This window comes from Serratia sp. PGPR-27 (assembly GCF_022678525.1).
Lineage (GTDB): Bacteria > Pseudomonadota > Gammaproteobacteria > Enterobacterales > Enterobacteriaceae > Serratia > Serratia nematodiphila.
In genome coordinates this window covers 87,384-102,554 of the sequence record NZ_JALBYS010000018.1, presented here as the reverse complement: position 1 = coordinate 102,554, position 15,171 = coordinate 87,384, and the positions used below count along the sequence as shown (strand labels likewise).

Sequence of the window (15,171 nt, the reverse complement as noted above, 5' to 3'; positions counted from 1 at the left end):
ACCGTGGACAACGTGGTGGCGAAGGCGCAGGCGCTGCTGAAGTAAGCGGCCTGGCACCAGCCGATAAAAAAGCCGGTCATCATGACCGGCTTTTTTTATTCCATCACCCGATGAATCTGCAAATACTGCAGCAGCATGATGGTCTTGCCGTCTTTAATGCGGCCATCGGCGATCATCGCCACCGCTTCGCTGAACGGCAGTTCGATCACTTCGATATCTTCATCTTCAATGCCGCCGCCGGCCGCGCGCCGCTCATCGTCATGGTATTCGGCGATAAAGAAGTGCACGATCTCGGTCACGCCGCCCGGCGACATGTAGGCTTCGAAGATTTTCTTGACCTCGCCCACCTGAAAACCTGTCTCTTCCACCGCTTCGCGGCGCGCGCACTGCTCCGGCGAATCGGCGTCCAGCAGGCCGGCGCAGGCCTCGAGCAGCATGCCGCTTTCGTTGCCGTTGACATAGGTCGGCATGCGAAACTGGTTGGTCAGCACCACCGTGCCCTTGGCGCGGTTGTACAGCAAAATGGTGGCGCCGTTGCCGCGATCGTAAACCTCGCGCATCTGTTGCACCGAACCGCCGTTTTTGCGTTTCAGATCGAACGTGTACTTGTGCAGCACATACCAGTTGTCCGACAACAGCTCTTTCTTCACATTCTCAATTTTCGACGACATGACCCTTTTTCCTTGAGTTGCAACGTGAAAATCATACCGCGATTACGCTGCGCCGCAGCAGACGATTTGCAACAAAAATCACAACGCCTCTCCGGGCAAACCAGGATTAAAAATACATCGTGGGCAGACGCATAATCTGACAGACGAATCGCATCCGCAAAGACAAATCCTCAGTGGAAACCGAGCTGCAGCTGAACATCGGCGGGCATTTCGCTATTCATTTGATTACACGACGACAATTGTTCCCGTTTTGTTGACAACTTGATACAAATCGCGGTGCAATTTAGTTGCAAAAGTTATAGTTTTGCTTTCGAATGAAACTGGCGCAGCCCTCACCTGAGAGAAAAGGATTCCGTGATTGCTTGTTAAACGTTCCGTGACCGGCAGCCTGGCCAGGGCGCTGTTCGGCATCGTGATACTGTCGGTGCTCGCCACCGGGTTGGCGTTGACGACCGTCGCCGGCAGCCAGAGCGATGCCGAGGCGATCAACATTGCCGGTTCGCTGCGCATGCAAAGCTACCGCCTGGCCTTTGATCTCGATCGACAGAGCCCGGAGCTGGAGCTGCACCTGCAGCAGTACCGACAATCTTTGCAGGCGCCGGCGCTGCAAAAGCTGGCGCGCTTTTACGTCCCGGCCGAGGTGCGCAACCACTATCTGGCGCTGCAACGAACATGGCAAGCGATGGAGCGGCAGATCCGTGACGGGCAAGCGGCCGCCTACCGGGCGGAGGTCGCCGGCTACGTCAACCGCGTCGATCATTTTGTTTCCGCTCTGCAGCGTTATTCCGAGTTGAAACTCACCCTGGTGGCCGCCGTCAGCGTGCTGGGCTACGCCGCCATCATCGGTCTGGTGCTGTTTTGCATTCGCTTTATGCGCCGCCAGGTGGTCATGCCGCTGCAGCATCTGGTCGACGCCAGCCAGCGCGTGCAACAGCGCGACTTTCGCCACCCGCAGCTGGACGTGGCGCTGCCGAACGAGCTCGGCGTGCTGTCGCAAACCTTCAGCGCCATGTCTGACGAGCTGGCCCGGCTCTATCAGTCGCTGGAACTGAAAGTGCAGGAAAAAACCCGGCGCCTGCAGCAGGCCAACGAAACGCTGGAGGTGCTGTATCGCTGTTCACAGGCGCTGAGCGTGCGCCAGATCGATCAGCAGGCATTCGAGAATGTGCTGCGCATCGTGCGCCAAAGCGAACGACTGCGCTGCATCCGGTTGAACGTGGCGGACGATCATGGCCAGTGGCAACTGAACGAAGGAGAGCCGGCGCCGGCGCAAACCTGGAGCGCGCTGCCGATCACCCAAGGCGATAAACTGCTGGGTGAATTGCGATGGCAGCCCGAAGCGCGGCCGCCGCATCCTCACCTGATGCAGAGCCTGGCCAACATGCTGGGGCGCGGCGTCTACTTCAACCGGGCGCAAAAGCAGCACCAATATCTGCTGTTGATGGAAGAACGTGGGACCATCGCCCGCGAGCTGCACGATTCGCTGGCGCAGACGCTGTCGTTCCTGCGCATCCAGCTGACGCTGCTCCGGCGCGCCGCCGACAATCCGGCGGCGCAAACGATTATCGACGATTTCGATCGCACGCTGGCCGATGCCTATCGCCAGCTGAGAGAATTACTGGCCACCTTCCGCCTCAACATTCAGGAGGCGGATCTGAATGCCGCGCTGGAGCAACTGCTGCAGCCATTAAAGGCGCTAACCACCGCCCGGATTCAGTTACACTGTCGGCTGCCCTCGCAGGCGCTCAACGCCCAGCAGCAGGTGCACGCGCTGCAGATCGTGCGCGAGGCGGTGCTCAATGCCGTCAAGCACGCAGGAGCGAGCGAGATCGCGGTGTGTTGCGAGGTCAACGCCGCAGGCGACAACGTATTCAGCATTACCGACGACGGTTGCGGCATCGCCAGTCTGGAAGAACCGGAAGGGCATTACGGCTTGACCATCATGAGCGAACGCGCGGCGCGACTGGGAGGAACGCTGCGCATCCGGCGCAGAAGCCGCGGCGGCACGGCGGTCTGCCTGACATTCTCGCCCTGACCTTGCGGCTGTTCACTCTGCGTTACGGTTGCCGCCGGGCAGAAGGCCGCCCGGAGAGGTTTGCGGTGCAGAATGCCGCTATTTTTGAAGAGACAGTCCCACTGTGAAGCACGCCTCCGGGCGCGTTTGAGTGGCTTTACTTGCTACAGGGAGCATATTTCATGGTGATGAAGCAATACCGAGTCATGATCGTTGACGATCATCCGTTGATGCGGCGCGGCATCAAACAACTGCTGGGACTGGATGCGCGATTTGGCGTGGTGGCAGAGGCCGGCAACGGCAGCGAGGCGGTTGCGCTGGCGCTGCAGCACGCGCCGGACGTGATCTTGTTGGATCTGAACATGAAGGGCATGTCCGGGCTGGATACGCTGCGGGCTCTGCGCGACGAAGGCGTGGACGCACGCATCATCGTGCTGACGGTCTCCGACGCGCGCAGCGATCTGTATGCGCTGATCGACGCCGGCGCCGACGGCTATCTGCTGAAAGACAGTGAACCGGAGCAGCTGCTGGAACACATCAGCGCCGCCGCCGAGGGGCAAAACGTGATCAGCGACGCCATGGCCGACTATTTGCTGGCGCGCAGCGAGCAGCGCGATCCCTTCACCGCCTTGACCGAACGCGAACTGGACGTCTTGCAAGAGGTGGCGCGCGGCCTGTCCAACAAACAGGTGGCGGCGCAATTGCATATCTCTGAAGAAACCGTGAAGGTGCACATCCGCAACATACTGCGCAAGCTGGACGTGCGTTCTCGCGTGGCGGCGACGGTGATGTACCTGGAGTACAAAAGCCACTGATCGCCCCGCCCCGGCCAATACGCCGGGGCCGCTTACTCGATGGCGCTGAGCAGCGCCTGATGGTGCTGATGCACCCAACTCTTGTTGAACGGCCCCCAGCTTTCCAACTGATAAAAACCGTCGTTGTTGCGCACGCCCTGCTGCACGAACTGCAGCTCGACGCCCATGCCGGGCAGCGCCTTCAGCACATCCTGCAACGTGCGGCGCGGCCAGCCGGTCAGCGCCATCAACCGCGGCACATTGGGCCGCTCACTGTGGCTGATCAGCCAGCATAAATAAAGCCGACGGGCAAATACCGGGTTAATTCCCATGCCAAGCTCCTGCTGTAAGGTGGATCCAGTTTTTATTTTTCGGCTCCCTGCGGCGAAGAAATGCGCAAGGCCTTTGATAGTAATAAAAATGTCTTAATAGTGTACAATTATCGACACCGGGGCACCCACGCCGTTTCCCGCTACCGTTATTTACACTATCTCCTTTTTTTCTCCACGCTTTCCTCGACTATCCCGAGTAAAGTGCAATAGCGTCGGAATCCTTCCCTGCCGCTGAAATGCATATTTCCGATGCGTTTTAAAGATAGAACAAGTCATAACGAGGTTCGCGCTGCATGGCCAATTTTTTTATTGATCGCCCGATTTTCGCCTGGGTGCTGGCAATTATTCTTTGCCTGACCGGGGCATTGGCGATTTTTTCTTTACCGGTAGAACAATACCCGAATTTGGCGCCGCCGAACGTGCGCATCAGCGCAACTTACCCAGGCGCCTCGGCGCAAACGCTGGAAAACACCGTTACCCAAATCATTGAGCAAAATATGACCGGCCTCGACAACATGATGTATATGTCGTCGCAGAGCACCAATACCGGCCAGGCGACCGTCACGCTGACGTTCGAAGCCGGCACCGATCCCAACGAGGCGATGCAGCAGGTGCAAAACCAGCTGCAGGCAGCGATCAAACGTTTACCGCAGGCGGTGCAGAATCAAGGGGTCACGGTCTCGAAATCCGGCGACACCACGCTGATGATGGTGGCGTTCGTCTCCACCGACAACAGTATGGACAAGCAGGACATCGCCGATTACATCGTCTCCAACCTGCAGGATCCGCTCAGCCGCATCAACGGCGTCGGCAGCATGGACGTGTATGGCTCACAATACGCCATGCGCATCTGGCTCGATCCCAACAAGCTCAACAGCTATCAGCTCACGACCCAGGACGTGGTCAAGGCCATTCAGTCGCAGAACGCCCAGGTGGCGGTCGGCCAGTTGGGCGGCACGCCGTCGGTCGATAAACAGGCGCTGAACGCCACCATCAACGCCCAGTCGCAGCTCCAGACGCCGGAACAGTTCCGCCAGATCACCCTGCGGGTCAATCAGGACGGCTCGCTGGTGACGCTGGGCAACGTCGCCACCGTCGAACTGGGCGGCGAGAACTACAACTACCTCAGCCGCTACAACGGCATGCAGGCCGCCGGCATGAACATCAAGCTGGCCTCCGGCGCCAACGAACTGCAGACCGACCAGTTGGTGAAGGACAAGATCGCCGAGCTGTCGCAATACTTCCCGCACGGGCTGGAGGCCAAAGTGGCCTATGAAACCACCCCGTTCGTCAAAGCGTCGATCAAGGACGTGGTGAAAACGCTGCTGGAGGCCATCCTGCTGGTGTTCCTGGTGATGTATCTGTTCCTGCAGAACTTCCGTGCCACGCTGATCCCCACCATCGCCGTGCCGGTGGTGCTGATGGGCACCTTCGCCATCCTCTCCGCCTGCGGCTTCAGCATCAATACCCTCACCATGTTCGCCATGGTGCTGGCGATCGGCCTGCTGGTGGACGACGCCATCGTGGTGGTGGAGAACGTCGAGCGCGTGATGAGCGAGGAAGGCCTGCCGCCGCGAGAGGCCACGCGCAAATCCATGGGGCAGATCCAGAGCGCGCTGGTCGGCATCGCCCTGGTGCTGTCGGCGGTGTTCGTGCCGATGGCGTTCTTCGGCGGCACCACCGGCGCCATCTATCGCCAGTTCTCCATCACCATCGTCTCCGCCATGGTGCTGTCGGTGCTGGTGGCGATGATCCTGACCCCGGCCCTGTGCGCGACGCTGCTTAAACCGATCGCCAAAGGGCACCATCACGGCAAGCGCGGCTTCTTCGGCTGGTTCAACCGCATGTTCAACCGCAATGCCGATCGCTATGAGCGCGGCGTGGGGCGCATTCTGCACGCCAGCGGCCGCTACATGGTGATTTATCTGCTGTTGCTCGGCGGCATGGCGCTGCTGTTCATCAAGCTGCCGACCTCGTTCCTGCCGCAGGAAGACCGCGGCATCTTCACCGTGCAGGTGCAGTTGCCGGCGGGCTCGACCCTGCAGCAGACCTCCAAAGTGGTGGAAAAGGTCGAGCGCTACTTCCTCACCGAAGAGAAACAGGACGTTTTGTCGGTGTTCGCCATCATCGGCTCCGGGCCCGGCGGCAACGGCCAAAACGTAGCGCGCCTGTTCGTGCGGCTGAAAGACTGGGATCTGCGCACCTCGGGCGCCAACAGCTCGTTCGACATCATCGATCGCGCCACGCTGGCATTCAACAAGATTAACGAAGCCCGGGTGATCGCCAGCAGCCCGCCGGCGATCACCGGTCTCGGCAACTCCTCCGGCTTCGACATGGAGTTGGAAGACCACGCCGGGCTCGGCCATGCCAAACTGATGGCGGCGCGCGATCAGCTGCTGCAGCTGGCGGCGCAAAACCCGCTGCTGTCACGCGTGCGCCACAACGGCCTGGACGACAGCCCGCAGCTGCAAATCGATATCGATCAGCGCAAGGCTCAGGCGCTGGGCGTATCGATCGACGACATCAACAATACCCTCTCCACCGCCTGGGGCTCGACCTACGTCAACGACTTCGTCGACCGCGGCCGAGTGAAAAAAGTCTACGTGCAGGCCGCGGCGCCGTTCCGCATGCTGCCGGATGACATCAACAAATGGTATGTGCGCAACAGCGCGGGCGGCATGGTGCCGTTCTCGGCCTTCGCCAGCTCGCACTGGGAGTATGGTTCGCCGCGGCTGGAGCGCTATAACGGCAGTTCGGCGCTGGAGATCGTCGGCGAGGCGGCCAACGGCGTCAGCACCGGCACCGCCATGGCGGAAATGGAAAAACTGGTCAGCCAACTGCCGACCGGTTTCGGGCTGGAATGGACGGCGATGTCCTATCAGGAACGGCTGTCCGGCTCGCAGGCGCCGGCGCTGTACGCCATCTCGCTGCTGGTGGTGTTCCTGTGCCTGGCGGCGCTGTACGAGAGCTGGTCGATACCGTTCTCGGTGATGCTGGTGGTGCCGCTGGGGGTGATCGGCGCGGTCGCCGCCACCTGGCTGCGCGGCCTGGAGAACGACGTCTATTTCCAGGTTGGCCTGTTGACCATCATTGGGCTGTCGGCGAAAAACGCCATTCTGATCGTCGAGTTCGCCAATGAGCTGAACCATAAAGGGCAGGATCTGATGTCGGCGACGCTCGACGCGTCCCGCATGCGCCTGCGGCCGATCCTGATGACCTCGCTGGCGTTCATCTTCGGCGTGCTGCCGATGGCTACCAGCAGCGGCGCCGGTTCCGGCAGCCAGCATGCGGTCGGCACCGGGGTAATGGGCGGCATGATTTCCGCCACCCTGTTGGCGATTTTCTTCGTGCCATTGTTCTTTGTGCTGGTTCGCCGCCGTTTCCCGGGTAAAGCGCATCCGGCAGGCAATACGCCGGCCACCGGGGACTGATCCGCGAGATATAAAAAAAGCAGCGTCGGGTTACCGATGCTGCTTTATTTCGAACGAAAATCTCGTTCCCAAGGTGTTTCAGTGACTTTCCAATGACTCAACCTTGCCATCTGCTTCAACGCTGTGTCAGTTGCCCAACATCTCATCAATGAAGTCTTTCCAGTTTCCTAATTCACGATCAACCATAATGCTTTACAACCTCAATTATTTGACGAAGCGGATTCTACGCCTGTTTTTTGACCATGTGAAGGGAAACGGGAACGATGCCGGGCTCGGAAACCGGGCTTAGCGCACATTTTCGTATTTATCTGATCAATGTTCAGTGCAGCTATTCCCTTGTGATATCAATTTCTCCACGATAGCGTGTAAAAGGTATAAAAATACGCCAACGGAGTGTCGATCATGTCCACTTCTTTGTCTCTCTTAGAGTTAAAAACGCAGGGCCGCTATCAAGAAGCCACTGCGCTGGCGTTACGGCAGCTGGCGGCGGAGCCGGAAGCGGCAACGCTGCACTTTCAGCTGGCCTGCCTGTATGACGTACAGGGCCTGGAGCAACAGGCCATTCCCTGTTACCTCGCGGCGTTGGCTCGCGATTTGCCGCCCGCCCAACGCCGCGAGGCCTGGCTGGGTCTCGGCAGCACCTACCGCGCCCTGGGAGAATATCCGGCGTCGCTACGGGCTTTCGACGACGGCCTGGCCGAGTTCCCGCAGGCCAACGAGCTGATGCTGTTTCGCGCCATGGCGCTGTACAACCTGGGTGAAAATAAACGGGCCGTGACCGATCTGTTGCTGCTGCTGGCGGAAACCTCGTCAGACCCCGACATCCGCGGTTATCAACGCGCCATTCGGCACTATGCCGCCGATCTCAGTCTTATCGGTTAGAGGAAAACGATGGAAATTATCACCGACCCGAGCCGCCGCGCCATCGACTGGCAGCGGCTGTGTGAATTGCTGGAGGCCGCCGGGCTGGGCAAGCGCGATCCGCACACCTTGCGGCGCGTTTATCAACACAGCCAGTTTTGCTATTGGGGGTTTATCGGCGACGAGTTGATCGCCACTGCACATGCCATCAGCGATCTGACATCGGTCGCCTACCTGGCGGACGTGGCGATCGATCCGCGCTTTCAGGGACAAGGGCTGGGGCGCAGGTTGATGGATCGGGTGATGCAAGATCTGGCGCCGCTCGGCAAGATTTTCATCTATTCCGTGCCGGAAAAGCTCGCCTTCTATAAAAAGTACGGCTTTCACGATTTGACCACCGGCATGGTGTATGCGGACGGCGCTGCGCTGCAGCGATTGCAAAACGGTGGTTACATACGTTGATCGTTCTTCGAAAAATAATTTTTCATAAAGTCATAATTTATGTCGAAACCAATCAGAGGATTTCGCAAAGCATCAAGCTATGCCTTATCCCCTAACTTTCTTGTTTCGCCTATTATTCATGCATACCTTCATTAATAAGACTATTCTTGGGATTTTTGATGAGATATTTCCTAGACTGTTTAATGAGATATTTCTTGGCAGTTAGACTTTTCACATAAAAAATCGAAATAAAGATCGAAAAAAACGATCGATGATTAATTTACGATAGGGATAATCTATGTTAATTCCTTTTAATTACCTCCCATCAATAGATGAACTCTATTCAAAAACCTCGTCTTAACCTATAAGATATTTAATGATTTTAAAATACCCCTTACATATCAACAAAATAATTGACCACAAAAAATTAAAAACCGCATAGACGAATTTTAAGAATTATCACGAAAAAAAATTCAACATTGAATTATTTCAATTGTTTTTATTTTTATACTTTAAGATATCCACCGACACCAGGAATAAAAAAGGATCATAATAAAATGGAAATTGATATTTTCAGCGACTGCGCTTATACCTCCGTCGGCATCCGGCAACTCATTAACCAAACCTGGGCGGAAAAACGCGCACCGGCCGGCTTTAGCCGCAGAAGGGTCTGCTTTATCGATGTCACCATCGCCAACTTTGAAGCGCGTTACCGCGATGAATATGCCAACCCCAATACCTACAAAATAGTCATTATTACCGACTGCCTGCATGAGATGGTGATTGTCGACAATAAGACCATTATATTATCAAACCTTATATCATTGAGCCGCTTCAGCCACCTGATCGGCGACTTATATAAGCGTTACAGTCACTATACCGAGCCGCCGCAACTCTCTCAGCGCGAATCGCATTTTCTCTCGGAGTGGTCGACGGGAAAATCGCTGGCCGACATCAGCAATGCCATGAATATCAGAAATAAAACCGCCAATCATTACAAATCACGAATCATGAAAAAACTCGGCGCCAGCAGGATAAAACCGCTGTTGCATATTACCCGCGTACGGTGTTTGACCGAGCGTTTAAACATAAGAATCAATAAAGAGTAGTTCTCTCTCCCCCGCGCCGCATTGGCGGCAGAACGCGTTCGCCGGCGTCTTTTAACAGCCCCGCCGGCGAAGATAGCCGTTTCATCAATTTGCCAACCTCTCTCCCTGGCGCCCAATCGTCTCTCGCGCGCATCGTTGTCTGGATCTCGCCGCCGCTTTACTGGCATTATCTCTGCTATCGCCGGGCGGCGAGAAGGCCTAAGACCGCGCCCGCCGCTCAGTATCGACTCGACGAGACAGGTAGCTTTACGCCATGGCAAATAAACCGCAACAGACAACGCTGACGATGTACGGCATCAAAAACTGCGACACCATCAAAAAAGCCCGCCGCTGGCTGGAAGATCAAGGCATAGCCTATCATTTTCACGACTACCGCGCCGACGGCCTGACCGAACAGCAACTGCGCGGTTTCGTCGCGCAACTGGGTTGGGAGCCGCTGCTCAATACCCGCGGCACCACCTGGCGCAAGCTGGATGAAGCGCAGCGCAACGCCTGTGATAACGCCGACGCCGCCATCGCGCTGATGCTGGCGCAGCCGGCAATCATTAAACGTCCGCTGCTGGACGACGGCAACGGCCACGCTCTGCTCGGTTTCAACGCCGACGCTTACCAACAATTTATCGCCGAGGTTGCCGTATGACTTGCCCGGTTATCGAACTGGCCCAGCAGTTGATCAAACGCCCTTCCCTCAGCCCGAATGACGAAGGCTGCCAGCAACTGATGATCGAACGCCTGCAGGCGATCGGCTTCACCGTCGAAGCCATGGACTTCGAAGACACCCAAAACTTCTGGGCCTGGCGCGGCGAAGGGCAAACTCTGGCGTTTGCCGGGCACACCGACGTAGTGCCGACCGGCGATGAAAAACGCTGGGACAACCCGCCGTTTGAACCGGCAATCCGCGACGGCATGCTGTATGGCCGCGGCGCGGCGGACATGAAAGGCTCGTTGGCCGCGATGGTGGTGGCCGCGGAACGCTTTGTCGCCGCCAACCCGAATCACCGGGGCCGCCTGGCATTTCTGATCACTTCGGATGAAGAAGCCAGCGCCACCCACGGCACGGTTAAAGTGGTCGAAGCGCTGATGGCGCGCAACGAGCGGCTGGATTACTGCCTGGTCGGCGAGCCGTCCAGCACCGAACGCGTCGGCGACGTGGTGAAAAACGGCCGTCGCGGCTCCATCACCGCCAACCTGCATATCCACGGCGTACAGGGGCACGTCGCCTATCCGCATCTGGCAGACAACCCGGTGCACCGCGCCATGCCGGCGCTGAATGAACTGGTGGCGATCGAATGGGATCGCGGCAACGAGTTCTTCCCGCCGACCAGCATGCAGATCGCCAACGTGCAGGCCGGCACCGGCAGCAACAACGTGATCCCGGGCGATCTCTACGTGCAGTTCAACTTCCGGTTCAGCACCGAACTCACCGACGCGATGATCAAGCAGCGCGTGGAAGAGCTGCTGGAACGCCACCAGTTGAATTACAGCATCGAATGGCGGCTGTCCGGTCAACCGTTCCTCACCTCGCGCGGCGCGCTGGTGGATGCGGTGGTCAACGCCGTCGGGCACTATTCTGAATTGACGCCGCAGCTGCTGACCACCGGCGGCACCTCCGACGGCCGCTTTATCGCGCAGATGGGCGCGCAGGTGGTGGAACTGGGGCCGGTCAACGCCACCATCCACAAGGTCAACGAATGTGTCAACGCCGCGGATCTGCAGCTGCTGAGCCGCATGTATCAACGCATCATGGAGCAATTGGTCGCATGATCACCGCAGAAATGCTCACCGGCCGTTCGACCGGACACCTGGCGCCGCTGAGCGGCAACCATCGGCTGCAGCCGCAGGCGGTCAATGCCTTCCTGGCGATGCAGCAGGCCGCGCGTGAAGCCGGATTCGATCTCCAGCCCGCCAGCACCTTCCGCGACTTCGACCGCCAGTTGGAGATTTGGAATGGCAAATTCTGCGGCCAGCGGCCAGTATTAGATAAGGACAGTCAACCGATCGACGTCGCGCCGCTGTCCGCCGCCGAGCGCTGTGAGGCGATCCTGCGCTGGTCAGCCCTGCCTGGCGCCAGCCGCCATCACTGGGGCAGCGATTTGGACGTGTACGATCCGTCGCTGTTGCCGGAAGGGCAAAAGCTGCAGCTGGAGCCGTGGGAATATGAAGAAGGCGGTTACTTTGCGCCGCTCAACCAGTGGCTGACGGCGCATATGGCCGAGTTCGGTTTCTATCGCCCCTTTACCGAAGACAGCGGCGGCGTGGCGGTGGAGCCGTGGCATCTAAGCTACCGGCCGCTGGCGCAAGAGGCTGAACATTTGCTGACCCCGGCGTTGTTGCTGGCGGCCTGGCAAGACAAGGAGGTCGCCGGTGTCGAATGGCTCGAACGCCATCTGCCCTCGATTTTTTCGCGTTTCATACGCAGTGAAGGAAAGGAGTAGCTATGCAATGGTTAGCTGATTACTGGTGGATTATTCTGCTGGTTCTGGTGGGGATGGTCGTCAGCGGCATCAAGGAACTGCGCCGCGTCGACGTGAAAAGCTATCTGGCCAACAAGCCGGAGATACCGCCGCACCGCGACAACAACGCCCAGTGGGATGACGAAGACGACTGGCCGAAAAAGAAATGACATCAGGGCGCTCATCGGCGCCCTGAGTTTTTAGCGAAAGGCGATCAGCTCGCCGCGCTTGCCGGACAATGCCTCGTCCCAGTAGCGCTGCGGCACGTAATAATGCAGCCTTTCCAGCGCGGCGTTCATCATGCCCTGATTGATCGCATGCCCGACGTTCTCTTCCACGTCGAGCGTGAAATCCACGCCGTTGGCCCGTAACGCTTCCGCCGCCGCGTGAGCGTGTTGCACCGCGATCACCGCGTCCTCTTCACCGTGGATCAAATGCACCACGCTGTCGCCGAAAGCCTGCTCAGGCAACTGGGCGAAACGCCCGCTGAACGCGACCACGCGCCCGGCCAGCCGGGTTTCCGCTTTTAACGCCTCAAGTGCCATGATCGCCCCCTGCGAGAACCCCACCAGAGCAGTGCCGGCATAGCCCACGCCGCTCAGCTGCTGCCAATGACGTACCACGGCCACAAACTGCGGCATCACGTCTGCTATGCGGGCCGCGCGGTTCTCTTCGGTCACGTCCTGTACCGAAAACCACTGGCGCCCGGCGCCGTTGCCAAACGCTTCGGGACCACCGATGCTCACCACCTGGGCCTGAGGAAAGTCTTTGGCGAAGTAGCTGCCGATCTCCCCCATCGCCACCGGGTTGTCGCCGACACCGTGAAACAGCAAGATCAGCTGCGCCGCCGGGGTCGCCGGGCTTTGGACAACGAAATGCTCATGTTTCATCGATGACTCCTTAATAGTAACCAAACCTGGTGTGGCGACAGTCGCCGCCGCACCGCTGACAGTGACTATACGCCGTTGAGAAATCGGGAAAATCGGGTTTTATTGAGCGAGTTATTCAATTTATTGCAACGACTGCGCCCAGTCGCGCCAGTAGCGGCAGTGTTGCGCATTCAACTGTTCCAGCGCCTGCGCCGTTTCGTGCCGCCAGTGGCGCAGCAAGGCTTTCTGGCCGCTTACGCCCGCCTGCTCCACGCAGGCCGCCGGGGATTGCCGCCGTTGCAGATGGCCGCGCAGCGCGGGCAGCGGCAGACTGCTGGCCAACAGCAAACGCTGCAATGCCCCCAGGCTGGCCTCCAGCGACCGATGGGCGAAAGCGAAACCGGCCAGCTCGCGCCAGTCCTCTTCACCGAGCGACGTGTCGCCGTCATCGCCCGGGATCGCCAGCACGAGTTCGATGCGCTGCCGCAGCCAGGGCCAGTCGCGCGCCAGGTGCTTGTGCGCCGCGTGCCGCAGCGCCTCCCCTTGCTCGCTCAGGGGCAAGATAGCCATCGCGGTATAACAGCCGCTGCTGGCCTCCGGCTTGCTGCCGATACGCACCAGCTCGAAACCGCAGGATTGCCAAAAGCGCCACAGCGGCTCGGTATAGCCGAAGCTGACCGACAGGAAGTCCAGCCCCTGCGCCTGGCGGCGTTGCCGCTCGACCAGCTGACGCGCGATACCCTGCCGCCGCAGCGTCGGCAGCGTCGCGATGCGGGTAATGCGCCGTGACCGCAGCGTCGGCGCCCACCACTGGCCGCCATGCGCCGCCAGCGACTGCGCCACCAGGTTGCCGCGCGGCCGGCGGCGGCCGGCCCACACGTCGTGCGCCAACTCGGCGCTCAACCCGCCTTCGTCCGCCAGCCACACGGCACCGACCACCTCCTGTCCGGCCTGCGCCAGCCCGAAATGCATGCCGGGCGCGTCCATCAGCCGGCGTAAGTCCAGCGGCGAGGTGCGGTAATGCGCGCTGCTCAGCAGAGCATAGAAACGCGCCAGCCGCTGCGGATCGGCGCACAGTTCACGCTGCTCCGCCTGGCTATAATCGATCGCCTGGCCATCCACCGGCCAGGCGGGCAGCTCGTTGAACAACAGCGCATTGTCCGTGACCCGTTCCAACGCATCGCCCTGCGCCCAGCGCATCGGCTGTTGCAGACTCAACGCCTGATAGGACGGCAGCCCGGCGCAAAACTTCAGCAGAAAACCGCGGCCGGTGCCTTCATAGCCCTGCACCGTGGTGGTCAGCAACACGCGCGGGAAATAGCCGATCAGCTGTTGCAACAGCGGCGCGGGGATCGCCGCCGCTTCATCCACCAGCAGCCAGCCCACGTCACTGACGTCCCCCTCCCGGCACTGCGCCAGCAAGGCATCGGGCGCCCAAAACTGTGCGCGCCCCTGCGCCCATTCCCCGGCCACCTCTGTGGCGGCGCGGCTCGGCCCGGTGATCCAGCAGGTCAGCGGCGACTGCGCCATCAGCATGCCGGCCAGCGTCGATTTGCCGCGGCCGCGGGCGGCGGTCAGCACCCACACGCCGGACTCGGCCTGCAACAACGCCGTCAAGATCGCCTGTTGTTCCTCGGTCGGCCCGCCATCCGGCGGCTGCCACCCCTCACGCGCCGGCAGCGCGGCCAACGTCAGGGGCTCATCCTGCCGCCAGACAGTCACTTCGCTGTCGTCGGCCAAATGATGCTGCAGATGATGAATGAAATGCGGCGTGGTGATCGGCTGCGGACAATCACTCCAGCGCAGGCTGTCGCCGTCCGGCAACTGAGGCCATTGCCGCCAGGGCGGCGTCAACAGCAGCAGCCAGCTGCCGGCGCGCAATGCGCCGCACAGCGCCGCCAGCGCCTCCACGTCCAGCGAGTGACCGGCGTCGAACACCGCGTGCAGCCGTTCCTGCCCCAGCAATTGGCGCACCGCGCGGCTCGGCAAAGCCGTCAGGCCGGGCGGCGGGTTTTCCCCCACCCACGGCCAGTCGCCCGGCAGCGCCGCCGCCAGCCGCTGCGCCTGTTCGCGGCACCACTCGGGTTCACCGCTGAGCACCAGCAGGCGCCGGATGCCCTGCCGCCGCATGAGTTGTTGCGCTGCCTGTAGCATAAGGCTGTATCTCAATCCGAAAAAAATGCCGGAGTCAGGCTC

15 protein-coding genes are annotated in these 15,171 nt (G+C 59.7%); 10 read left to right on the top strand and 5 right to left on the bottom strand.

Features of this window, described 5'->3' with window-relative positions; all coding sequences use genetic code 11:
- Positions 1–95: 95 nt before the first annotated feature.
- Positions 96–671, bottom strand: coding sequence for a GDP-mannose pyrophosphatase NudK (gene nudK, locus MMS95_RS12145; protein WP_019453874.1), 576 nt, complete (start codon positions 669–671; stop codon positions 96–98).
- 358 nt (positions 672–1,029) lie between these two features.
- On the opposite strand from nudK, the gene narQ reads away from it, so the two are divergent.
- Both narQ and MMS95_RS12135 read left to right on the top strand, forming a co-directional pair.
- Positions 1,030–2,706, top strand: coding sequence for a nitrate/nitrite two-component system sensor histidine kinase NarQ (narQ, locus tag MMS95_RS12140; RefSeq protein WP_242141736.1), 1,677 nt, complete (start codon positions 1,030–1,032; stop codon positions 2,704–2,706).
- 161 nt (positions 2,707–2,867) lie between these two features.
- Positions 2,868–3,500 carry a response regulator gene (locus MMS95_RS12135; protein WP_004941753.1) on the top strand — a complete coding sequence of 211 codons (633 nt, stop codon included), beginning with the start codon at positions 2,868–2,870 and terminating at the stop codon, positions 3,498–3,500.
- A gap of 32 nt (positions 3,501–3,532) precedes the next feature.
- On the opposite strand, the gene MMS95_RS12130 is transcribed toward MMS95_RS12135, so the two are convergent.
- Entirely contained in the window at positions 3,533–3,811 is a 279-nt protein-coding gene (locus MMS95_RS12130) for a helix-turn-helix domain-containing protein (protein ID WP_004941750.1), read from the bottom strand.
- 293 nt (positions 3,812–4,104) lie between these two features.
- Between MMS95_RS12130 and acrD the strand changes: the two genes are divergently transcribed.
- Complete coding sequence (acrD, locus tag MMS95_RS12125) at positions 4,105–7,242, top strand: multidrug efflux RND transporter permease AcrD (RefSeq protein WP_004941747.1); 3,138 nt, start codon at positions 4,105–4,107, stop codon at positions 7,240–7,242.
- Between the two features lie 126 nt (positions 7,243–7,368).
- On the opposite strand, the gene ypfM is transcribed toward acrD, so the two are convergent.
- Positions 7,369–7,428 (bottom strand): protein YpfM, encoded by a 60-nt coding sequence (gene ypfM / locus MMS95_RS12120; protein ID WP_100396732.1) that lies wholly within the window; start codon positions 7,426–7,428, stop codon positions 7,369–7,371.
- A gap of 216 nt (positions 7,429–7,644) precedes the next feature.
- Here ypfM and MMS95_RS12115 point away from each other — a divergent pair, with 216 nt between their 5' ends.
- From MMS95_RS12115 to MMS95_RS12085, 7 genes are all read left to right on the top strand, one after another.
- On the top strand, positions 7,645–8,124 hold the full coding sequence (locus MMS95_RS12115; protein ID WP_082997717.1) for a tetratricopeptide repeat protein: 480 nt from the start codon (positions 7,645–7,647) through the stop codon (positions 8,122–8,124).
- Between the two features lie 9 nt (positions 8,125–8,133).
- Positions 8,134–8,565: a GNAT family N-acetyltransferase gene (locus MMS95_RS12110; RefSeq protein WP_033632412.1), complete on the top strand. Its 432-nt coding sequence runs from the start codon at positions 8,134–8,136 to the stop codon at positions 8,563–8,565.
- Between the two features lie 536 nt (positions 8,566–9,101).
- Complete coding sequence (locus MMS95_RS12105; RefSeq protein ID WP_049278633.1) at positions 9,102–9,653, top strand: LuxR family transcriptional regulator; 552 nt, start codon at positions 9,102–9,104, stop codon at positions 9,651–9,653.
- A gap of 253 nt (positions 9,654–9,906) precedes the next feature.
- Positions 9,907–10,293: an ArsC family reductase gene (locus MMS95_RS12100; RefSeq protein ID WP_004941730.1), complete on the top strand. Its 387-nt coding sequence runs from the start codon at positions 9,907–9,909 to the stop codon at positions 10,291–10,293.
- The gene (gene dapE / locus MMS95_RS12095) at positions 10,290–11,417 is read left to right on the top strand and encodes a succinyl-diaminopimelate desuccinylase (protein ID WP_242141735.1); all 1,128 of its coding nucleotides are present in this window, start codon (positions 10,290–10,292) and stop codon (positions 11,415–11,417) included. The genes MMS95_RS12100 and dapE overlap by 4 nt, the downstream gene beginning before the upstream one ends.
- Positions 11,414–12,088 carry a M15 family metallopeptidase gene (locus MMS95_RS12090; protein WP_242141734.1) on the top strand — a complete coding sequence of 225 codons (675 nt, stop codon included), beginning with the start codon at positions 11,414–11,416 and terminating at the stop codon, positions 12,086–12,088. Before dapE ends, MMS95_RS12090 begins: the two co-directional genes overlap by 4 nt.
- Before the next feature lie 2 nt (positions 12,089–12,090).
- On the top strand, positions 12,091–12,276 hold the full coding sequence (locus MMS95_RS12085; RefSeq protein ID WP_004941720.1) for a YpfN family protein: 186 nt from the start codon (positions 12,091–12,093) through the stop codon (positions 12,274–12,276).
- Between the two features lie 30 nt (positions 12,277–12,306).
- Here the strand turns inward: MMS95_RS12085 and ypfH are convergent, their stop codons facing one another.
- Positions 12,307–12,996, bottom strand: coding sequence for an esterase (gene ypfH / locus MMS95_RS12080; protein ID WP_015378704.1), 690 nt, complete (start codon positions 12,994–12,996; stop codon positions 12,307–12,309).
- 120 nt (positions 12,997–13,116) lie between these two features.
- Complete coding sequence (locus MMS95_RS12075) at positions 13,117–15,129, bottom strand: GNAT family N-acetyltransferase (RefSeq protein WP_242141733.1); 2,013 nt, start codon at positions 15,127–15,129, stop codon at positions 13,117–13,119.
- Positions 15,130–15,171: the final 42 nt, after the last annotated feature.